General features: G+C 39.7%; 18 protein-coding genes and 1 riboswitch. Of the genes, 7 read left to right on the top strand and 11 right to left on the bottom strand.

Annotated features, from left to right (window positions below; translation table 11 throughout):
• Nucleotides 1-325 precede the first annotated feature (325 nt).
• Together murI and btuB are read right to left on the bottom strand one after the other, a co-directional pair.
• The gene (murI, locus tag ACYUCW_RS03910) at nt 326-1,192 is read right to left on the bottom strand and encodes a glutamate racemase (RefSeq protein ID WP_004246377.1); all 867 of its coding nucleotides are present in this window, start codon (nt 1,190-1,192) and stop codon (nt 326-328) included.
• A complete protein-coding gene (gene btuB, locus ACYUCW_RS03905) occupies nt 1,137-2,990 on the bottom strand; it encodes a TonB-dependent vitamin B12 receptor BtuB (protein ID WP_124725730.1) in 1,854 nt (617 codons plus the stop codon). Before btuB ends, murI begins: the two co-directional genes overlap by 56 nt.
• Nucleotides 2,991-3,059: 69 nt before the next feature.
• A riboswitch (cobalamin riboswitch) is annotated at nt 3,060-3,262 on the bottom strand.
• Nucleotides 3,263-3,375: 113 nt separating this feature from the next.
• On the opposite strand from btuB, the gene trmA reads away from it, so the two are divergent.
• Nucleotides 3,376-4,473, top strand: coding sequence for a tRNA (uridine(54)-C5)-methyltransferase TrmA (trmA, locus tag ACYUCW_RS03900; RefSeq protein ID WP_004249698.1), 1,098 nt, complete (start codon nt 3,376-3,378; stop codon nt 4,471-4,473).
• Between the two features lie 121 nt (nt 4,474-4,594).
• Here trmA and ACYUCW_RS03895 read toward each other — a convergent pair whose 3' ends face one another.
• Nucleotides 4,595-4,996 (bottom strand): YijD family membrane protein, encoded by a 402-nt coding sequence (locus ACYUCW_RS03895; RefSeq protein ID WP_004249699.1) that lies wholly within the window; start codon nt 4,994-4,996, stop codon nt 4,595-4,597.
• A complete protein-coding gene (gene fabR, locus ACYUCW_RS03890) occupies nt 4,996-5,676 on the bottom strand; it encodes an HTH-type transcriptional repressor FabR (RefSeq protein WP_460408221.1) in 681 nt (226 codons plus the stop codon). The genes ACYUCW_RS03895 and fabR overlap by 1 nt, the downstream gene beginning before the upstream one ends.
• Nucleotides 5,677-5,876: 200 nt before the next feature.
• Between fabR and sthA the strand changes: the two genes are divergently transcribed.
• Nucleotides 5,877-7,274, top strand: a complete 1,398-nt coding sequence (sthA, locus tag ACYUCW_RS03885; protein WP_004246384.1) for a Si-specific NAD(P)(+) transhydrogenase — start codon at nt 5,877-5,879, stop codon at nt 7,272-7,274.
• On the opposite strand, the gene oxyR is transcribed toward sthA, so the two are convergent.
• The 5 genes from oxyR to argC all read right to left on the bottom strand — a co-directional run bounded on the left by oxyR (nt 7,266) and on the right by argC (nt 12,967).
• Nucleotides 7,266-8,183 (bottom strand): DNA-binding transcriptional regulator OxyR, encoded by a 918-nt coding sequence (gene oxyR, locus ACYUCW_RS03880; RefSeq protein WP_004249700.1) that lies wholly within the window; start codon nt 8,181-8,183, stop codon nt 7,266-7,268. The genes sthA and oxyR overlap by 9 nt on opposite strands.
• 234 nt (nt 8,184-8,417) lie before the next feature.
• A complete protein-coding gene (gene argH, locus ACYUCW_RS03875) occupies nt 8,418-9,800 on the bottom strand; it encodes an argininosuccinate lyase (protein WP_460408220.1) in 1,383 nt (460 codons plus the stop codon).
• Nucleotides 9,801-9,892: 92 nt separating this feature from the next.
• Nucleotides 9,893-11,104 (bottom strand): argininosuccinate synthase, encoded by a 1,212-nt coding sequence (locus tag ACYUCW_RS03870; RefSeq protein ID WP_004246387.1) that lies wholly within the window; start codon nt 11,102-11,104, stop codon nt 9,893-9,895.
• A gap of 64 nt (nt 11,105-11,168) precedes the next feature.
• Nucleotides 11,169-11,942 (bottom strand): acetylglutamate kinase, encoded by a 774-nt coding sequence (argB, locus tag ACYUCW_RS03865; RefSeq protein ID WP_004246388.1) that lies wholly within the window; start codon nt 11,940-11,942, stop codon nt 11,169-11,171.
• Between the two features lie 20 nt (nt 11,943-11,962).
• Nucleotides 11,963-12,967 carry an N-acetyl-gamma-glutamyl-phosphate reductase gene (argC, locus tag ACYUCW_RS03860; RefSeq protein ID WP_163748287.1) on the bottom strand — a complete coding sequence of 335 codons (1,005 nt, stop codon included), beginning with the start codon at nt 12,965-12,967 and terminating at the stop codon, nt 11,963-11,965.
• Nucleotides 12,968-13,067: 100 nt separating this feature from the next.
• Here argC and argE point away from each other — a divergent pair, with 100 nt between their 5' ends.
• Entirely contained in the window at nt 13,068-14,231 is a 1,164-nt protein-coding gene (argE, locus tag ACYUCW_RS03855) for an acetylornithine deacetylase (RefSeq protein ID WP_004249893.1), read from the top strand.
• Nucleotides 14,232-14,322: 91 nt separating this feature from the next.
• On the opposite strand, the gene poxB is transcribed toward argE, so the two are convergent.
• Nucleotides 14,323-16,047: a ubiquinone-dependent pyruvate dehydrogenase gene (gene poxB / locus ACYUCW_RS03850; protein WP_004246391.1), complete on the bottom strand. Its 1,725-nt coding sequence runs from the start codon at nt 16,045-16,047 to the stop codon at nt 14,323-14,325.
• Between the two features lie 564 nt (nt 16,048-16,611).
• Here poxB and ACYUCW_RS03845 point away from each other — a divergent pair.
• From ACYUCW_RS03845 to ACYUCW_RS03835, 3 genes are read left to right on the top strand one after another with little or no spacing between them, the layout of a single operon-like run.
• Nucleotides 16,612-17,433, top strand: a complete 822-nt coding sequence (locus ACYUCW_RS03845) for a DUF3100 domain-containing protein (RefSeq protein ID WP_004246392.1) — start codon at nt 16,612-16,614, stop codon at nt 17,431-17,433.
• Entirely contained in the window at nt 17,430-17,879 is a 450-nt protein-coding gene (locus ACYUCW_RS03840; RefSeq protein ID WP_004246394.1) for a hypothetical protein, read from the top strand. Before ACYUCW_RS03845 ends, ACYUCW_RS03840 begins: the two co-directional genes overlap by 4 nt.
• Nucleotides 17,879-19,060 (top strand): M20 metallopeptidase family protein, encoded by a 1,182-nt coding sequence (locus tag ACYUCW_RS03835; protein ID WP_004246396.1) that lies wholly within the window; start codon nt 17,879-17,881, stop codon nt 19,058-19,060. The genes ACYUCW_RS03840 and ACYUCW_RS03835 overlap by 1 nt, the downstream gene beginning before the upstream one ends.
• Before the next feature lie 75 nt (nt 19,061-19,135).
• On the opposite strand, the gene ACYUCW_RS03830 is transcribed toward ACYUCW_RS03835, so the two are convergent.
• Entirely contained in the window at nt 19,136-20,149 is a 1,014-nt protein-coding gene (locus ACYUCW_RS03830; protein WP_004246397.1) for a LysR substrate-binding domain-containing protein, read from the bottom strand.
• Between the two features lie 769 nt (nt 20,150-20,918).
• Here ACYUCW_RS03830 and proP point away from each other — a divergent pair.
• Nucleotides 20,919-22,421 carry a glycine betaine/L-proline transporter ProP gene (gene proP, locus ACYUCW_RS03825; protein ID WP_004246398.1) on the top strand — a complete coding sequence of 501 codons (1,503 nt, stop codon included), beginning with the start codon at nt 20,919-20,921 and terminating at the stop codon, nt 22,419-22,421.
• Nucleotides 22,422-22,427: the final 6 nt, after the last annotated feature.

Genomic DNA, 22,427 nt, shown 5'->3' with positions numbered 1-22,427 from the left:
CAAGACTTGATACATCTAATTTTTTAGAAGATATCGTCTCTGCGAGTGCCCACACAGATTGTCTGATAATTTGTTAAAGAGCAGTGCAACTGTCGCTGCCGTTTCCGGTCTTCTGCGTTGTTGCGAGGAGGTGCATTCTACATCTTCCTCATTCAGTGTCAAGCGCTAATTTATCAGGCTTTTCACTTTTTATTTTGTTCTCTCAGCCGGTTCGCTTAGCGCCCTGTGCCGTGACAACGAGGGCGCATTATAGGGAGTTTTGTGAAGCTGGCAACACTTTTTTTTGATTTTTTTACCGACCGTTTAATTTTCCAACAAATTTAACTTAAAGCGCCAATTTTCTGAGCGTTTTAAAGCCAAAATCGGCTAAAACCGGTTTTAATAATTCACTATACTCATCTTCTTTAAGACAGTAAGCAAAACTAATTTCTTTTGAACCTCTGATTTTATCTTGATTTACAACTAACCACGCAGTTCTTCTTGCAATTGCACCACCAGAATCAATAATTCGAGTACCATCAGGCAAAACAGAAAGTAACTCTTCTTCTAATAGAGGAAAATGGGTACACCCTAATACTACCGTATCTGGTGGCTCTTTCATTTTAAGCCAAGGGGCTAAAATTCTACGTAGCTCATCGCATGACACCTTTTCGCCATGCAGTTTTTTTTCAGCCAACTCCACCAGCTCTGCTGAACCTAATAGATGCACTTTACACTCTGTCGCAAAGCGTTCGATAAGTTCATGAGTATAAGGTCGCTTAACCGTTGCTCTTGTGGCTAATAGACCGACCACACCATTACAGGTAAGTTTTGCTGCAGGTTTAATCGCAGGAACAACACCAACAATGGGGATATCAGTAAATTTAGCACGTAAAGCAGGCAGACTTACTGTACTTGCGGTATTACAAGCGATCACAATCGCTGCTAACTCATGCTGTTGCGCGACAGCACTGACGATACGAACGACACGCTCAATAATAAACTCTTGTGGTTTCTCACCATAAGGAAATGCTTCATTATCGAAAACATAGATATAGTGAGCATCCGGCAGTTTTTCACGGATCTCTCGATAAATAGATAAACCGCCAACCCCAGAGTCAAAAACTAAGACAGTGGGATTAGCGGTAGATTGTGCATCAGAAGTTGTAGCTTCCGGTGAGGAAATATTCACGTCCTGGCGTGCGATAGCCATAAGCTGTCTCATAATCTTTATCAAACAGGTTGGCTATTCTACCACGAATTGAGAGATGAGATGTAATAGGATATGACGCAGTTAAATCCCAAAGACTTACCCCACCTAGTTTTATTCTTTTCGTAGGATATTGGTTAAAGTCCGTATCATAGCGCTTTCCTATATATTGATAATTAATTCCAATATCTATATCTGCGATATTCCAATCTACTTGATACTTAAGCTGTTGCTTTGCTCTTCTGCTTAATAGTTTATTATCACTATCTCTAGCATCAAGGTACTGCAATGTTAATTGATGATGTAATGATCCAGTATCCATCTCACCAACCCATTCAGCACCTTTTATTTTAGCTTTATTGTAATTAATGTAAGTGTTATCTCTAAAAGCAATCAGATTATCAATATCATTTTGATATAGAGATAAACGCCAATCAATCCCTTGAGTTAACCCTTCAACGCCCACTTCCCACTGCTTACTTTTTTCTGGTTTTAAGTTGGGATTACCTTTTGTGTTCCATGCAGGATTATCCGCATAAAGTTGCCCCAATGTAGGAGCCTTAAATGCCGTACCATAAGAAGCAATTACTCGATAGTTATCGACGAACTCCCAACTTGCACTGGTTTGCCATGTAGTATGCCAGTTAAATTCATCGTGGTGATCAGAACGAATAGCGCCTTCAACGATAACTGAACTAAGTTGTTTTTGAGATGTGAGATATAGCCCAGTATTATCAATTGTTCTTTGATGAGGTACTGATGCTGAATTCGCTTCAATCGTTTGTCTTTGCCAATCCATTCCAGCGCTGATCATGCCACTTGGAATTAAAAAGGTGTTCCCCCATTGGACATTATATTGTTTAGAATTATCTACAGAAGAGCCCTTACCATCACGGCCATTTGTTGAAATGTAGTTATAGTCTTTAGTTTGGCTATACACCGTAATTAATTGACTAAAATAGGAATCACCACTGAACTTAATACCCGCTTCATAATTACGATTATAAGTTTTACTTTGATCTGTATTACCGGGATAAGATGCAACATAAGTAGTACGATTATCATAACCATACCCTTTCATATAGCCTTGAAAGTTATCATTAAAAATATGGTCGATACCAAACCAATAGGATTTATTCATAAATCCATGTCTGTCATGAAAAGGGGCGGCAACAGGGACAGAATCATCCGTTGCATGTATTCCCTTAGTATAAGTATATCCACCTGCCGCAGATAATGTGGTTCTCTCACCTACCTTTTGTTGTATTGAACCATTGTAATTTTGATATCCATGGCTTCCTATTCCTGCATTTAACGTTAAACCATCATTTTGGCGTTTCGTTATAAAATTAATGACCCCACCAATCGCATCGGAGCCATAAACAGCCGAACGAGGGCCTCTTATATATTCAATACGTTGTACTAAAGAAAGAGGCAGTTGACTCATATCGTAAGAGCCAGAAATCCCTGCTTGGTTAGTACGTACACCATCAATTAATATTAATACATGTCTTGAGTCAGTTCCTCGCACAAAGACTGAACTCATCTGCCCTATACCACCACTTTGTGCTACATCAATCCCTGGCATTCTACGCAATACATCAAGCACACTATTGCTCTGCCAGCGATCGATCTGTTCACGATCAACAATAGTCACTGGCGCTAAAATAGAGGAGGTAGGTTGTTGAAAACGATTAGCAGTCACACTCAATGTATTATCAGCCTGTGCAAATAGGTTGAAACTGCTCGTCATAACACTTAAAGCAACACTTGAAAGAAAAAATACTTTTTTATTATTCATGAAATCTGCATCCAACAGAAATAAGTAGCAGGATGCCGCCAAAATTAAATAAAACGCGTACTTAATTTTACATGCGACAAATGTTCGGCAGGTCTTCGGACTCTAGGTTAAATACTCTGAGCATTTAAGATAATGACTTCCCACAGCACTGATTTTGGTGCATTGCAGTGTCTTTTATTATCCTTGATCCTATTACCGCTGCGCGTCAGTTCTGGCTTTGCACCAGATTCCCTTTTCACTCCATATCGGAGACCGAATCGCTATGCTACGATGCCAACTTCACTGAGTCCAGAAATTGAACATGAAGAATACTGGACATCTTCATGAGGATCTCTACAATTTCGCTCGCTTAACTTTATTACTGCCAAAAACAAGGCGAGATACCATGCAAAATTCATTACCAACGCAAACATACCAGTCTCAACTGAATGAAAAGACCGAACGCCTACAAAAGATGATGGCACCTTTTAATGCGCCTAATGTGGAAGTTTTTTCATCACCAGAACAACATTATCGTATGCGTGCAGAATTTCGCATCTGGCATGAGCAGGACGCTCTGTATCATATTATGTTTGATCAAGAGACTAAGCAGCGTATCCGCGTTGACCAATTTCCAGTGGCGAGCCAACTGATTAATCAGATGATGGTAGCTTTATTGGCAGAAATAAAAGATAAACCAACACTGCGCCATAAATTATTTCAAATTGATTATCTTTCAACCTTAAGCAATAAAATCATTGTATCGTTGTTATATCACAAAAAAATTGATGAGACTTGGCAACAAGAAGCGACAGCATTACGCCAAACATTGATTGCTCAGGGGTTTGATGTGCAATTAATTGGCCGTGCATATAAAACTAAAATTATGCTCGATAATGATTTTGTCGATGAAGTATTACCTGTTGCTGGTCAACAGATGATCTATCGTCAAGTGGAAAATAGCTTTACCCAACCTAATGCACAGGTCAATATTAAGATGTTGGAATGGGCACTATCAGTCACTGAAAACTCAACCGGTGATCTGTTAGAGCTTTATTGCGGTAACGGCAATTTCTCTCTCGCCCTTGCGCGTAATTTTAAGCGAGTGCTAGCCACTGAGATAGCGAAACCTTCAGTGCATGCAGCGCAATATAATATCGCGATGAACCATATTGATAATGTTAAAATTATTCGTATGTCAGCGGAAGATTTTACTCAAGCAATGAATGGCGTAAGGGAATTTAAACGCTTAGAAGGGATTAATCTACAAGATTACCAATGTGAAACTATTTTTGTTGACCCACCACGCAGTGGTTTGGATGAGAAAACTGTTGAGTTGGTTAAGAATTACTCGCGCATTTTATATATCTCTTGTAATCCGCAGACTCTGTGCCAGAATTTAGAAACGCTGATCAAAACTCACAAAATCAGCAAGTTAGCACTTTTTGACCAATTCCCTTACACCCATCATATGGAATGTGGTGTGCTATTGGAGAAAAGATAACTTTTAGTTTTAGAAGTTATAGTAGAAATTACCACTAAAACCCCAATAAAAACAAAACACCAGTAAGTGCACTTACTGGTGTCAAAATCTCGCTGTGTTTACAACCAAAAGCTGATAACAATTAATATTGCTCTGCTTGCGATGCTTTCTCAGCGTCTTCTTCCTGTTCACGTAGGCGTTTACGCTGTTTAATTTGACGATAAATCCATAGAGCAATAATCACAATACATACAGAAGAGAAGAAGTTAGAGCCCATTTCAGGGTTAGAGGTTTTTAAATAAGCATTGTAACCAAATAGCCCTAATAAAAAGAATGAGAAAATTAACTTAGGCATACCATCAGTCATTGGTTGATTTAAATAACGTTGGTATAAGCAGTAAACAGCTAGAACTAAACTAATCAGTGGAAAAATAGACCAAGGTCCAGTAAGTGGGTTAAATAAAGTTGAGTAACTACCATGTAAAGCAACACCGATAACTACGGAAAGTAATAGTGTGCTTTTTTCACAGCGATTTTGTTCCATCATTTATCTCCTTTCTGATGCATTTTTTTCTTTATTTCGGGGTTATTTTGTAGAGGTGTTTCTAAATCACGTCGATACCAATAGTAAGCGCCTTTGGCAATCATCCGTAGTTGTATTACTAATCTTTCTTCTAATTGTTGGCGTTTTTCAATATCAATATCTAATGCTTCTGCCCCTGCACTAAATACGATAGTCACCATCGCTTCAGCCTGCATTTCAGTAAAATAACGTGGCATATTACTTTCTTGCTCAAGATAGTCTGCCAGTTCTGCAATAAAATGTTGGATCTCTCGTGCGACAGCGGCACGAAATTCAGCAGATGTGCCAGAGCGTTCACGTAACAATAATCGAAAAGCATTCGGATTATTACCAATAAATTCCATAAAGGTAGAAACCGATGTACGGATCACACTTCCACCTTTAGCAATACGCTGTCGTGCTTGTCGCATCAATTGACGTAGCATCAGTCCACTTTCATCGACCATAGTTAACCCCAACTCATCAACATCTTTAAAATGACGATAAAATGAGGTAGGTGCAATACCCACTTCTCGCGCCACTTCTCGTAAGCTTAGGCTAGTAAAACTACGTTCTGCACTGAGTTGGCTAAAAGCTGCTTCAATCAAAGAACGGCGGGTTTTTTCTTTTTGTTTCGCTCTGATGCCAATATTATTACTCACAGCAATCCTGATAATCCAAATGTGGTTTATAACCAATATATCAAATTTTTACAGAAAATAAGTACGTACCGTTATCCATAACGACACATTCAGATAAAAAACTAAATAAAGTGTGACTAATGCCCCTAATGTCAATTGGGCTATTATTCATTCTAATGTTAATATGTCGTTGTCGTTTTGTATAAAACAGGTCTCTTCCTATGCAACATTCTCATTTCGATGCAATTGTAATCGGTTCAGGTCCTGGTGGTGAAGGCGCGGCCATGGGGCTGGTTAAACAAGGAAAACGCGTCGCCGTCATTGAACGTTATGATCAAGTCGGTGGTGGTTGTACTCACTGGGGAACTATCCCTTCAAAAGCTCTACGCCACGCGGTCAGTCGTATTATCGAGTTTAATCAAAACCCGCTCTATAGCGACCAATCTCGCCTGATCAACTCCTCTTTTTCTCAAATACTACGCCAAGCCAGCACGGTAATCAGTCAACAGACTAAAATGCGTCAAGGCTTCTACGAGCGTAATCATTGTACGATGTATTCAGGCGAAGCTGCTTTTATTGATGATCATAGAATTAGCGTACGTTATCCTGATGGTACTTGTGATATTCTCAGTGCAGATAATTTTATTATTGCCACAGGCTCTCGCCCTTATTGCCCACCGGATGTTGATTTCTCACACTCTCGTATTTATAACAGCGATACCATACTCGACCTTGAGCATGAACCTCGCCATGTCATTATTTATGGTGCTGGGGTCATTGGTTGTGAATACGCTTCTATTTTTAGAGGTCTAAGAGTAAAAGTTGATTTAATTAATACTCGTGATCATCTACTGTCATTCCTTGATCAAGAAATGTCAGATGCACTCTCTTACCATTTTTGGAATAACGGTATTGTTATTCGACACAATGAAGAGTACGACACCATCGAAGGCGTTGATGATGGCGTTATTGTTCATCTAAAATCCGGTAAGAAAGTCAAAGCCGATTGTCTGCTTTATGCTAATGGTAGAACGGGTAATACCGATACGCTTGGTTTAGAAAATGTTGGGATCAAAACCGATAGCCGTGGACAAGTGGCAGTTAATGCGCATTATCAAACCAGTTGTGAACATATCTATGCAGTAGGTGATGTGATTGGCTATCCAAGCTTAGCCTCTGCGGCTTATGATCAAGGGCGCATTGCGGCACTTGCGCTTACCACAGGCACCTCGGAAACGCATTTAATTGAAGATATTCCAACGGGTATCTATACCATTCCAGAAATCAGCTCTGTGGGTAAAACGGAACAGCAACTCACCGCAATGAAGATCCCCTATGAGGTAGGTCGTTCACAATTTAAGCATCTTGCTAGGGCCCAAATTGCGGGTATGAATGTCGGTAGCTTAAAAATTCTTTTTCACCGTGAAACCAAGCAAATTTTAGGTATTCACTGCTTTGGCGAGCGCGCTGCTGAAATAATTCATATCGGCCAAGCAATTATGGAGCAGAAAGGAGAAGGCAATACTATCGAATACTTCGTTAATACCACCTTCAACTATCCAACCATGGCGGAAGCCTATCGCGTTGCTGCTTTAAATGGTTTAAATCGCTTATTTTGATGCTGCTTTCTTAGCCTCATAAAATGCGGTCATATGATCACGGATTGTCTCTGCTAATTGTTCATAACGATTACGCAAAGGCGATCCGGGGCGATAAGCCAAAATAATAGAACGTGATGGGTTAGGTGAAGTACAATCTAAATAGCAAACGCCATCGCGTTTTTGTGCTTGAGGTACCGCTAAATCAGGTAAAAGTGTAATACCACTTCCTGCAGCGACCATATTACGCAATGTTTCTAAACTAGTTGCTCTAAAATGGGTATCTTCTTTAGCCCCTGCTTGGAAACAAAAACCTAAAGCTTGATCACGTAAGCAATGCCCATCTTCTAACATTAATAAACGTTGGCCTGCTAAGTCCCCCATCGGCACTGATTTGCGATCATGCCATGGATGCTCATCATAAATAGCTAATTTCATCGGCTCTTCAAACAAAGGCACTTCTATAAAAGGGGCACTCTCTTTTACCATGGCTAAAATAGCACAGTCGAGTTTACCACTATCTAACTGAGCTAATAAGCTATTGGTTTGTGCTTCGTGAAGATACATCTCTAACTTAGGGTAGTTTCTATGTAATTCGGGAATAATATGCGGTAATAAATAAGGTCCAACAGTAGGAATAAGCCCAATATGTAACGGCCCTGCCATACTCTCACCTTGTAGTGATGCCATTTCTTGTAGCACTTTCACTTCACGTAATACCGTTTTCGCTTGCTCTACTAGCAATAATCCCTGCTGGGTAAACAGTACTTTGCGACTGGTTCTTTCAAGTAACATAACGCCTAATTCGTCCTCAAGTTTACGAATTTGGCCACTTAATGTTGGCTGGCTCACATGGCAAGAATCTGCCGCACGGCGAAAATGTTTATGCTCAGCTAGAGCCACCAGATATTCCAAATCACGGATATTCATTGCAGATCCCATACTTATTACTGATAGTTAATAGCTATAGATAATATAACAACTGATAAATTTTTCTATCAATCGTGCGTTATTGTAACGTGATTTTTTCATCTTTTATCAATAAATGGTGATATATCAATTGATTAAACTATTATTATCGGTAAGCGTCCATAAAAAAGCAGGGCAGTTCATGAGCCACCCTGCTTTTTTTGAATAATCTGTCAGTTATACAATGGGATAAAACTACTCATCCATATTAAGCTGTTTTTTGGCCTCAGTAATGGCATAAGAAACCTGCTGTTGAGATACTCCACCTTTTGCTAATCGTTTATCTAAACAAGATTGCAATGAAAGGATCTCGTAAACTTCAACGGTAATTTTGCTACTAAACTTCTGTAATTCAGATAGCGCCAACTCTTCAAGCGCTTTACCTTGCTCAATTGCACTAACAACAACTTCACCGACAATATGGTGAGCTTGGCGAAATGGCACCCCTTTTGCGACTAAATAATCAGCAAGCTCTGTCGCATTGGCATAACCTTGTTTTGCGGCCTCTTCACAACGAGGACGGCGAACCTGCAACCCATCAAGCACTAATGTTGCCATATGCAAACAATCAGACCAAGTATCAACGGCATCAAACAGCCCTTCTTTGTCTTCTTGCATATCTTTATTATAAGCAAGAGGCAACCCTTTTAGGGTCATCATCATTGCGGTTAATGCCCCTTGTACACGCCCGCACTTACCACGAATAAGTTCTAATGCATCAGGATTTTTCTTCTGTGGCATTAATGAAGAGCCAGAAGTGACTTTATCTGAAAGCTCAATAAAACCTGCTTCCCCACTATTAAAGAAAATCAAATCTTCAGCAAAACGAGAAAGATGCACCATACCAATAGCGGCCGCAGATAATAGCTCTAACACACGATCTCTATCTGATACGCTATCTAAACTATTGTTTGTTGCACTGGCAAAACCCAACCATTGGGCTAATTGTTCACGATCAATATCATAAGCGGTACCCGCCAAAGCGCCACTACCCAGTGGACTTACATCTAAACGCGTTAATGCATCCGCTAAACGACTCTCATCTCTTGCTAACATCTCTTTATAAGCTAAACACCAATGCGCAAAAGTGACGGGTTGAGCACGTTGTAAATGAGTATAACCGGGCATCACAGCATGTTGATTTTGCTCAGCGGTTACCACTAACGCCTTTTGTAATTCAATAATAGCCTGACGTAAGTGGACGACTTCTTCTTTACACCACAATTTTAAATCTGTCGCGACCTGATCATTACGGCTACGTCCAGTGTGCAATTTCTTACCTAAATCACCCACTTTGGCAATCAGTTTGCTCTCTACCCAACTATGAATATCTTCCGCATCACTTTGTAAAATAGAATGAGGATTAGCTGTTACTTCCTCAGACAATTCATAAAGTGCCTGTTCAAGTTGAGCTTGTTCATCCTGCGATAAGACACCTACTGTGACTAACGCTTTAGACCAAGCTACTGAACCAAAGATATCTTGTTGTGCGAGTCGATAGTCAAACCGCAGTGAATCATTGAATTGTTTAAACCGTTGATCAGCTTGCTGACTAAAACGTCCACCCCAAAGTGCCATAATCACATCCTATTTTGTCTTTGTTAAAAGTCATGCTTGATAAAAATGTATAGAGTGATGCCTTTTGTCACATCACTCTTATTGGTCTCACCTTATTTCTTTTTACTTAATGCCCGAATACGTGATGGCAAAGAGTATAGGCGGATAAACCCTTCTGCATGGCTGTGATCATAGACTTCATCTTCACCAAAGGTGGCGAACTCTTCCGAGTAGAGGCTGTTGTCAGATTTTTTCTGAATAGCATTCACATGGCCTTTATAAAGCTCTAACACCACTTCGCCATTTACCTCTGTTGCCAGCGAGTCAGCAGCAGCTTGTAATGAAGCCCGAATTGGCGTAAACCAACGACCGTCATAAACAACATAAGACATCTCTAAACCCAACTGTTGACGCCATTTAAAAGCATCTCTATCCAAAACCAGTTGCTCAACACCACGCAGTGCCGCCATCATAATGGTGCCTCCTGGGGTTTCATAGCAACCGCGAGATTTCATACCGACCAGACGATTTTCCACAATATCAATACGACCAATACCGTGTTTTACACCTAGCGTATTTAATGTAGCTAAACACTCATAAGGGGATTGAGCTTTGCCATTGATAGCAACCACTTCACCTGCTTTTACCGTTACAGAAACCTGTTCAGGTGTATCAGGGGCTTTTTTCGGATCTACCGTCCATGCCCAGCAATCTTCATTAGAGGCATTCCATGGACTTTCTAACACTCCGCCTTCTGTTGAGATATGCCATGCGTTTTCATCACGACTATAAATTTTCTCAAGTGTCGCCGTGGTTGGAATATGACGAACTTTTAGATAATCCAGTAGGGCTTCACGGGAGCGCAAGTCCCACTCTCTCCAAGGTGCAACCACTTTAAGTTGCGGTGCCAGTGCGGTATAAGTACTTTCAAAACGAACTTGGTCATTACCTTTACCTGTTGCGCCATGCGCCAAGGCATCAGCCCCGAGTTTTAATGCCAATTCAACTTGTGCTTTCGCAATCACAGGGCGTGCCATTGAAGTGCCTAACAAATAGCTCCCTTCATATAATGCCCCTGTTTTTAATACTGGATACACATAGTCTTTAATAAACTCTTCTCGTAAATCAACCACATAGCATTCACTGGCCCCTGACGCCAATGCTTTTTGCTCTACACCTTCCAGATCTTCACGACTTTGTCCCACATCAGCAACAAACGCAACCACCTCGCAATTGTCATAATGCTCTTTTAACCAAGGGATGATAGCCGATGTGTCTAGACCACCTGAATATGCCAGTACAATTTTTTTAATACCTTTTGTCATAGTGATAACCTTTATTCTCAATTGTGTTTATTTCGCCAATATACAAAGCGTTATGTGGTTGTGTTTAAGCTAAAATACGTGTCCCGATCGCCATACCATTAAATAAATCAGTCAGTTTTTCCGCGTGACGCCAACTGGCTATTTCAACAGGACGTCTAAGCGTTTTTGCCGCTTCTAATGCAGCATTAACTTTAACAATCATGCCGTCGGTGATAATGCCTTGGTCGATTAATGCTTGCGCTTTTGTGGCAGATATTTCTGTGAGTTTTTGTCCTTTGCCATCCAAAATGCCACTTACATCTGAGAGCAACACCAAATCTGCTCCTAAGGTTTCAGCAATCGCTGTTGCCGCTTGGTCAGCATTAACATTCATCAGTTCACCTTGGATACTCACACCTATAGAACTAATAATCGGGAGATACCCTGCATTCAGTAATAGATTTAATAACTCAGGAGAGCCAGGTTCAGCATTTCCCACATGACCTAGTTCATCACTAATTTTTGTTACTTTGGCTAATTGACCATCGCCCAAACAAAGTCCGACACCATTTAAACCAAAGCGTGTGGCCCATGACAGCAATGTTTTATTGGCACTTCCTGCCAACGCGCCAGTAATAATGTCAATTTGATCGGCGGGGGTAACTCGTAGGCCTTGTTTTTTAACTACGGGCAATTGCAGCTTTTTCATCAGAGAATCAACCAAACAGCCACCACCATGAACAATCACTAATGGACGACTATGACTAGTACGATATTCTTGTAGTGCTGTAAAAAAACGTGTTAACGCTTTTTCGTTATCTAGCAGTACACCGCCTAGTTTGATAATTAATGGTTCCATAAAACGTCCCTACTCATTATTTAGATAAGTGTTTCGGTTGGTGCAAAACCGAACCGAATGTTCATACATTGCACCGCTTGTGCTGCGGCCCCTTTTAATAAGTTATCTTCCGCACCGACAATAATTAAATGCTCACCTTGTTGTGCTAACCCGATATCACAAAAGGCGGTACCGACAACGGCTTTTAATGCAGGTAGACCTTTGTCATACATACGCACCAACGGTTGGTCTTGATACGCTGTTTCAAATGCCTGCCTTACCTCATTTTCTGTGACACCTTGTTTTAACTTACAGGTGATAGTGGCTAAGATCCCCCTAGCAAAATTACCAAGATGAGGAGTAAAAATGACATCAATGCCAAGGTGAGTAGCAATTTCCGGTTGGTGACGATGCGTAAAAACACCGTAAGGTTGTAAACTCACTTCACAAAAGCTGTTTGTTAAAGACGCTTTTCTGCCTGCGCCACTTACACCGCTGGTGGCATTGATAACAGGCCAGTGAGTGCTGTCTAATAATCCCGCTTCAACTAATGGCTTTAACGACAGCTGAGAAACGGTGGGATAACAACCCGGCACAGCAATAAGTTGAGCCTGACTAATCTGATCAGCGTTCCATTCGGCAAGACCATAAACCGCCTGTGATAACCAATCAGTATTCTTATGCTCGAATCCATAGTATTGTTGGTAGAAATGCTTATTTTGTACTCGGTAGGCGCCGGATAAATCGAACACCACACCCCCCTGAGCGAGAAAAATAGGGGCAATGTCATGACTGACTTCATGTGCGGTGGCTAAAAAAACGATATCGATATTTTCAGCGGCATTAGCAATATCGACCATAGGCTCAAGTGGCAAATCAACTAAGCCACGATATTGTGGGTAAAGCTCAGAAAAGCACTTCCCTGCATCTACACTTTGAGCGGATACCATCAGTCTGCTCAAATTCACATGGGGATGCTGCTGAAGATAGGCTGCTAATTCAGCACCGGTGTAACCACTTGCTCCTACAATCAGAGTATTTAACATGTCATTCTTACCTTGTACTATGAACACAAACCGATTAATGTATTTTTATTCAAAAAAAGTGCATGAATATTGATACTATTATGAAGAAAGGCTGTCAACAGTGAATATTAAATTACCTACATTTATTGAGCTTTATCGACAATTAATTGCAACACCCTCAATTAGTGCAACAGATGCTAAGACAGACCAAAGTAACGAGGCACTGATTAATCTGTTGGCTAATTGGTTGGAAACACTCGGTTTTTCAATTGAAATACAACCAGTACCTGAAACCAGAGGGAAATTTAACCTACTTGCTACCCTTGGCAGTGGAACCGGCGGGTTATTACTCTGTGGACATACGGATACGGTGCCATTTGATGAAGGACGTTGGACTCAAGATCCCTTTACCCTAACGGAAAAAGAAGGCAAGTTATATGGTTTAGGTACGGCAGATATGAAAGGCTTTTTTGCCTTTATTATTGATGCATTGCGAGATATAGATACCTCTCAACTCACACATCCTCTGTATATTCTTGCTACAGCAGATGAAGAAACGTCGATGGCTGGTGCACGTTATTTTGCCGCTAATACCGCTATTCGTCCTGATTTTGCTATTATTGGCGAACCCACCTCATTACAACCAATACGTGCTCACAAAGGGCATTTATCTAATGCTATCCGTATTACTGGGCAATCCGGTCACTCTAGTGATCCGGAAAAAGGTGTCAACGCTATTGAGTTAATGCATGAATCTATCACCCATCTCAGTACACTGCGCGATAGATTAAAAACCCGTTATAACAATCCGGCGTTTGTTATTCCCTATCCCACCATGAACTTTGGTTATATTAACGGTGGTGATGCTGCTAATAGAATTTGTGCTTGCTGTGAATTACATATGGATATTCGCCCATTACCGGGATTAACGCTGCAAGATCTTGATGATCTGCTGCACGAAACATTAGCCCCGGTAAAAGCGCGCTGGCCGGGACGTTTAAGTGTCGAAGCATTGCACGAGCCTATTCCCGGCTACGAGTGTCCGACCGATCATAAAATGGTTGCCGTGATTGAAAAACTACTGGGTGAGAAAGCGCAAACTGTTAATTACTGTACCGAAGCACCTTTTATTCAAGCGCTATGCCCTACGCTAGTGCTTGGTCCTGGCTCCATTGAACAAGCCCACCAGCCTGATGAGTTTATTGATATGGCTTTTATTGAGCCAACTCGTGAATTAATGGGGCAATTAATTGAAAACTTTTGTTTAGCAGAGAAAGCGAAATAATAAAAAATCCTATCGACTTATGTTGAAATGCAAGTTGCAGGTAGGCGATTAGCCCCTGCAACTCGCAATATAACGATTATGCGTTTAATGATTAGCGCAACCAGTTGGTTTTCGCTAATTGCACTATTTCATCGCCACGACCATTAATAATCGCTTTCATCATATACAAGCTAAAACCTTTGGCCTGCTCAAATTTAATTTCCGGGGGCATGGAAAGCTCTTGTTTTGCGGTTACCACATCCACAATAACAGGGCCATCATGTTCAAAGGCTGTTTTTAATGCTTCATCAAGATCTTCGCCTTTCTCAACGCGAATACCTTTAATTCCCGCCGCATTGGCAATAGCGGCAAAATCAGGATTATGTAAATCGGTGCCGTCAGTCAAATAGCCCCCCGCTTTCATTTCCATCGCCACAAAACCTAATACGCTGTTATTAAAAATCACCACTTTCACTGGTAAGTTCATTTGAGCCAATGAGATGAAATCACCCATTAACATGGTAAAACCACCGTCACCGCACATCGCCACAACTTGACGTTTTCTGTCCAGTGCTTGAATACCAATAGCTTGCGCCATCGCATTCGCCATTGAGCCATGGTTAAATGAACCAATTAAACGACGTTTACCATTCATTTTCACGTAACGTGCTGCCCAAACTGTTGGCGTGCCAACATCACAGGTAAATACCGCATCATCGTTGGCTAATTCACTTAATCGACGTGCTAAATACTGAGGGTGGATCAACTCACGCTCACTAGGTTGAGCCAATGCATCTAAATCTTTGCGTGCTTTAGCATAATGTTTTAACGAGGCATCAAGATGTGCGGTATCTGTTTTCTCTTTTAATCGCGGTTGTAATGCATTAAGGGTTGCTTTGACATCTCCAACAAAAGCCATATCCACATGGCAATGTGAGCCAATGCTACTTGGATTAAGGTCAATTTGAATAATATTAGCTTTGGCAGGATAGAAAGCGCGATAAGGGAATTGAGTACCTAACAGCACTAAAGTATCGGCATTCTCCATTGCGTGATAACCCGATGAAAAACCGATAAGACCCGTCATTCCCACGCTACATGGATTATTCCACTCAAGATACTCTTTACCACGTAGTGCATGCACAACAGGGGCTTTTAAGGTTTGTGCTAGTTTCACCACTTCATCATGTGCTTGAGCACAACCGGCACCACACATTAAGGTGATATTTTTAGCGTTATTCAGTGCCTCAGACAGTTTTTCGATTTCAAAACGATTCGGCATAATCAGTGGTGATTGTAGTGGATACCAATTTTCATGGGCATCTTCTGGAGCGGGTTTTAACGCTACATCACCGGGTAATACCACCACCGCAACACCCTTTTTCAAAATAGCGGTGCGCATAGCGATAGCCAGAATTTGTGGGATCTGATCGGGATTAGAGACTAATTCACAATAGTGACTACATTCACGAAATAACTCTTGAGGATGAGTTTCTTGAAAGTAATTACTACCAATTTCAGCAGAGGGAATATGAGCGGCAATCGCTAATACGGGAACATGATTACGATGACAATCAAAAAGTCCATTAATTAAGTGTAAGTTACCTGGTCCGCAGGAGCCGGCACAAACGGCTAATTCACCATTGATAGCCGCTTCTGCTCCGGCGGCAAAAGCCGCGACTTCTTCATGGCGTGTGCCCATCCATTCAATGGTACCCATTTTGCGCAAGCTATCACTTAATCCATTCAATGAATCGCCCGTCACCCCCCAAATACGTTTCACACCTGCATTATGGAGCACTTTAGCAATATAGGTTGCAACTGTTTGCTTACTCATGTGACGCATTTCCTTTTTATTTTAGTGGGTAATCTCTCTACATGCTGCCCCAGATATAACAACCGACTCTTTTACCACATCATATAGAGAATACCGTGTTATTAAATCAAATATTAAGAATAACATCTCTTGATTGATTGTCACGGTAGATAGGTCAATTAATAAAGGAAATTAACTATAAAAAATAATACTATTGATAAACGCACTTATCGCTTTTATGACTCATTTCGCATTAAATAAGAATCTATCTCATTTATATTGTATTAAAATCATCAAGTGCTAGACAAAATAAACTTATAGGATTATTTTAATAATTAAACTAATTTTTAATTGCTCTTTTTCTACTATCATTTTATTTAACAATATAGCTGACACATTTCAGCCTTACTCTCTGTCTTTCCTCAATAATTTCAGTTAACTCAAATTGTTAATAAATTTATTACTATTATTTTATTTCATGTCCCATGAAAAAGAGGTATGAAGTAAACATGACATTGGTCACGCTACCTTTTGCTTTTTGTCCTCTAGAATAAAGCCTGTTTATTTTTCTACGGAGATTAACGGATGGACAAAAGTAGAAGTCCGATAAAGGTTTTCTTTATTAGTATTCTGGCAGTCCTTTTCTTAATTTTTATTTCACAATATGTGATTGGTAAAAAAGAAATTAAGATTGGTATTGCAGTCATTCCTATTCTACCAATGTTATTTGCAGTTATTATTGGTATGTTTATGTCGGCTGGATTTACCCGCAAAAAAATTAAAGTTTGGGGTAAATTATTTACAGAAAAAGAAGAAGGCTTCTGCGGTAAAATGGTAGGTTTCAGCCTACTTATTTTAGGTACGCAATATGCTGGCATGATCGTCCCAAATATAAAAATGATTTTAAGTGTCGGTATTCCTTTATTTGTTCAAGAGCTAGGAAACTTATTACCAGTATTAATTGCCGTACCATTAGCCATTAAATTTGGTTTTGGTCGCCGTGCAATTGGTGCATGTTCATCTATTAGTCGAGAACCTTCTATCGCCGTTATTCAAGGTAGATTTGGGACTGGCTCACAAGAATATATTGGTGTATTAGCTATTTACTTATGTGGTTCTGTTATCGGGACTTTATGGTTTAGCGTATTAGGTAGTCTTGCACCATTAACAGGCTTACACCCACTTGCTCTAGCAGCAGGCTCCGGCGTAGGTTCAGGTTCAATGTTAAGTGCTGCATCAGGGGCATTAATTAACGGTTTAGACGAAGCTTTAGCACAACAAGTATTAAGTGTTGCGGCTGCATCTAACTTATTATCTTCTGCACTTGGCGCACTCTCATTAACCTATTTAGGTTTACCTCTTTCAGAAAAAATTTATAAAGTTTTCACCAGAGGCAAAACTGCATGAAAAATATAATTATAGATATGAAATTAGTATTCGTTGCTATTTTACTGGCAATGTTTACTCAAACGTTAACATCAGGGATTGCTATTTATGCAATGTGGGATAGCTTTATTGCTATGTCTGTAGTGGTTTTTATTTCACTCGTTGCTAAACAATATTTACCTTCATCTCTACCAACATTTGCTTATGCAACTATTATCGGGATACTTATTTGTTTACCTGAAACACCTGTAAGAGAGTTTTTTATTAGTTCTATTGGTAAAGTCTCTTTCTTATCTTGTTGTGTACCTTTATTAGCATTTGCTGGTTTATCCGTTGGTGGCCAATTAGAAGAACTGAAGAAAATGTCATGGAAAGTGATCCTTATTTTCATGATTGTTTCTACCTGCTGTTTCTTCGGCGCATCAATCGTCGCACAAATTGGATTTACTATCCAGGGAGTTATCTAATGAATAATATTTATAATGTCAGCGAAAAACTCTTTCAATTAAATGACTTTAGTAAAAAAACACGACAAGATCTGCACAAAATTCCTGAGTTATCAGGTGAAGAATATAAAACATCAAAGTATTGCCGTGAATTGATGGAAAGCTTTGGCTATCAAATTAAAACCTTTGATGGCTATACTGGATTTACTGCCGATTTAATTGTTAATGCTGATTTTCCACTGATTGCCATCCGTGCAGATATGGATGGATTAGAAATGCCAGACTTAACGAACAACGAACACAGCTCTATCCATCAAGGTTGTGCACATAATTGTGGTCACGATACTCATATGACCATTGCATTAACGGCCGCTAAATACCTTGCTGAAAACCAAGCAGAAATGAGCGCTAATGTGCGTTTTATTTTCCAAATGGCAGAAGAGGATATGCGTGTTCCTGGTGCTGACAAAATGGTTGAGTTAGGTTGCATGGAAGGCGTTGATGAAACTTACGCACTACATAATGATGCAGCTATCGAAACCGGTTGTGTACGTTTTAATGATGGTGTCATGTCATCTTACGGCTCAGCATGGACATTAGATGTTTATGGTGTTTCTGCGCACGGATCTACACCGCATAAAGGTTTAGATGCTATTCGTGAAGCAACTCGCTTAATTGATTATATGGATTATGTAGTTGCCAAAAAAACTGATCCCTTTAGCCCTGCGGTATTTGGTTGCGGCATGATCAATGGCGGTACTATTCCTAATGCGTTAGCAGATCACGTTCAAGCCCGTGGTACTATCCGCTCTATGGATGAAAATACCGACAAAGTATTAAAAGAAAGCTTTAATGAAATCGTAGCGCGTAGTACAGCGGGTGGATTTAAAACAACATTAACAGCGACAGGCTACCCTGCTGTTATTAACCATCCTACGGCTTATCAGCGTTTACTAGAAGCCACTCGCCAATTTTTACCAGAAGAGAATATCGAATCTAACGGTAAACCAATGACGGGTAGTGAAGACTTTAGCTATATGGTGAATGCCACTAAAGGTAAAGTTGGCGCAATGTTCTTTTTAGGCAGTGGTAATCAAGCTAAAGGTATCAATAACTACCTTCATGCTAATCCTTATTTTGTTGATGATGATTGCTTATTAGTGGGTGCACAGATTTTTGTTAATCTGCTAACTCGCAAATAATTACTTATTCTGCCCTAAGCCCGTTTTTTGCCCCCGCAAAAACGGGCTTTTTAGTCCCTCATCTTAACTGAAGATTTATTCTATTATTTTCTCTTTGCTATTTACCGAAATCAGATCAGGTAACCCCTGATACACTTCTTTGCTATGCCATTGGGTTTCCCACTGCTCTGGCATCTGAATAATATTTCTATCAATATGCGGAGCATAAAGTGAAATAAACTCATGCATATAATCTTTCATATGCGTATGTTTACTTAGGCATATATGTGTATAACTGGGCTGTACTAAGTGATCGATATTGATGCACTTTAATGCTTGGCTATCTTCTATTTCATCATAAGCAACCGTGGCAATCACACCAATACCAAGGTGGCGCTTGACATAATATTTAATGATTTCGGTATCTGTCGCCGTCAATGCCACTTGAGGTTTAAGATGGTTTTTATAAAACACTTTATCGAGTTTAGAGCCTCGAGTGAAACCAAACACATAGGTAATAAGGGGATATTGACCAAGTTGTTCAATGGTAACCTGTTGATCATCAGGTAATGATGCAAGAGGGTGATCATAAGGTACTAATAAACTGCGAGTCCAGCGATAACAAGGCAAAGTAATTAAATCTTCATATAAATGCATCGATTCTGTGGCAATCGCAAAATCGACATCGCCATTTTTTACCATTTCTGCTAACTGAGCAGGAGCACCTTGGTGAAAATGGAGTGAAATATTCGGGTAATAGCGGCGAAAATGATCAATGACGTTGGGTAAGGAGTAACGTATTTGCGTATGTGTTGTGGCAATGTGCAAATCTACTTTTTTATTACGATCTTCTTCTGCCACAATACTTTTAATTTTATCAACCTGCCCAAGAATATCGCTAGCTATTTTATGGACCTCTTTCCCCATAGGACTAAGTGCTAATAAATTATTATTTTTACGGACGAATAAAGAAACACTGAGTTCGTCTTCTAATATCTTAAGTTGCTTACTAATCGTTGGTTGTGAGGTATAGAGTTTCTCTGCCGCATTTGTAATGTTAAAGTCATTTCGCACTACTTCAACAAAGCTTTTCAGTTGATTAATATTCATGAGGAGTACCTGGGTTAATTGGCACAAGCATGCCGTTAATTATTGATTTTATAAAAATAATTATTGTTAATATTTATACTACAATGTCATTACTCAAATTATCTGCTCTTATGCCTAGTGGATATTATGACATCTCCTCTCTTTTTGCTCTCTTAATAAGAATAGTGATATCTACTTAATTATCCACTGACTTACCTTATCTATTTGCTAGAATAGAAAAGTGACTGCACCAAATCTAGCAATGACTGTTTTTATTTCTGTGTTTTAGCACAACGAATAATAGATGATTTCATCCACATTAAAGCAGATATTAACTATTTATTATGCATAATTTGACTATCAATATATTATTTCTAATCAAAAAATAAAAACCCAACATAACCCATTGTTATATAATAATATTTACTATTAGCTTTTTATCGCTATCTTCATCTAACTTAATTCAAATTTACAACCATTAACATCATGGATTTTACACAAAAGCCATATTCAGCTATGATATAGGTCACATTTTTTACTTAGAGGCTTCGTTTTGTTATATCAAAACAACGACAAAAAATCCCTAATCTTTCATTTAACCTCATCTATACTTAATAAGTGTTCCATAAGCTATTAGTTCACCCTCACTATTTGACTATGTAGAAGTAAACTGTTTTTTAGTGAATTATTACCACTCTCTTTTCTCGCTATAAAATAGTCACTTCATTTCGTTTAATTATTAATTGAATAACAACAATTTACTAATACCTTAATTGAAAGGTCACTTAATATGAAATTGAAGAAAAAAAGAAACAAACCATTAAGAATCAATGATATAACCATTATTGATGATAGCAAACTTAAAAAAGCCATTACTGCGGCAGCGTTAGGTAATGCAATGGAGTGGTTTGATTTTGGTGTATATGGCTTCTTGGCTTATGTATTAGGTCAAGTGTTTTTCCCTGGTGCATCACCTGGCGTACAAATGATCGCAGCACTTGCGACATTCTCAGTCCCATTCCTTGTTAGACCATTAGGTGGGGTTGTATTTGGTATGTTGGGGGATAAGTTTGGACGACAAAAAGTCTTATCTGTCACCATCATAATTATGGCACTAAGTACTTTTGCTATCGGTCTTATTCCTGGGTATGACACCATTGGAATTTGGGCACCCGTCTTACTGTTATTAGCAAAACTAGCCCAAGGTTTCTCAATTGGTGGTGAGTACTCAGGTGCGGCGATTTTCGTTGCCGAATATTCACCAGACCGTAAACGGGGCTTTATGGGAAGCTGGTTAGATTTCGGCTCTATTGCCGGCTTCGTTATGGGGGCGGGTGTTGTAGTCCTTATCTCAACTATTATGGGTGAAGCTGCATTCCATGAGTGGGGATGGCGTATTCCATTCTTCTTGGCATTACCTTTAGGTCTGATTGGCTTATATTTACGTCATGCCTTAGAAGAAACCCCGGCCTTCCAACAACATGTTGATGAAATGAACAGCGATGATCGTAAATCTATCGAAAATCCGCCACGTGTTTCATTACGAGAAATCGCTTCCAAGTATTGGAAAAGTTTAACGGTATGTGTGGGCTTAGTGATTGCGACTAACGTCACTTACTACATGCTGCTAACCTATATGCCAAGTTATTTATCCCATAACTTAAATTATTCCGCCGATCATGGGGTCTTGATCATCATCGCGATTATGATAGGGATGCTATTTGTTCAGCCTGTGATTGGATTACTGAGTGATAAGATTGGTCGTAAACCTTTTGTTATCGGGGGTAGCGTTGGACTGTTTATATTGGCATATCCTGCCTTTATGATGATTAACAGTGATGAAATCGGCTTAATTTTCTTAGGATTATTAATTCTTGCGGTTTTATTAAACTGTTTTACTGGGGTGATGGCCTCTATTTTACCGGCTATTTTCCCAACCCATATTCGTTATAGTGCCTTAGCTATTGCATTTAATATTTCGGTATTAATTGCTGGTGCCACACCAACAGCAGCGGCTTGGTTAGTTGAAGCGACTGGCAATTTATATATGCCCGCCTATTATCTAATGGTAGTTGCTGTTGTCGGTTTGATAACGGGTATAAAAATGATTGAAACAGCCAACAAACCATTACGCGGAGCAACACCGGCAGCATCAGATAAATCAGAAGCAAAAGAGATTTTATCTGAGCATTATGACAATATCGAACAACGTGTTGAAGATATCGAAGCGGAAATTGAAGCATTACAGAAAAAACGCCAAGCGCTTATCGATCAACATCCAAAATTAGATTAAGAGAGG

This window comes from Proteus sp. MB838 (genome assembly GCF_054767435.1).
Note: the sequence above shows the minus strand (reverse complement) of the source record. Positions and strands in the feature narration are given on the sequence as shown.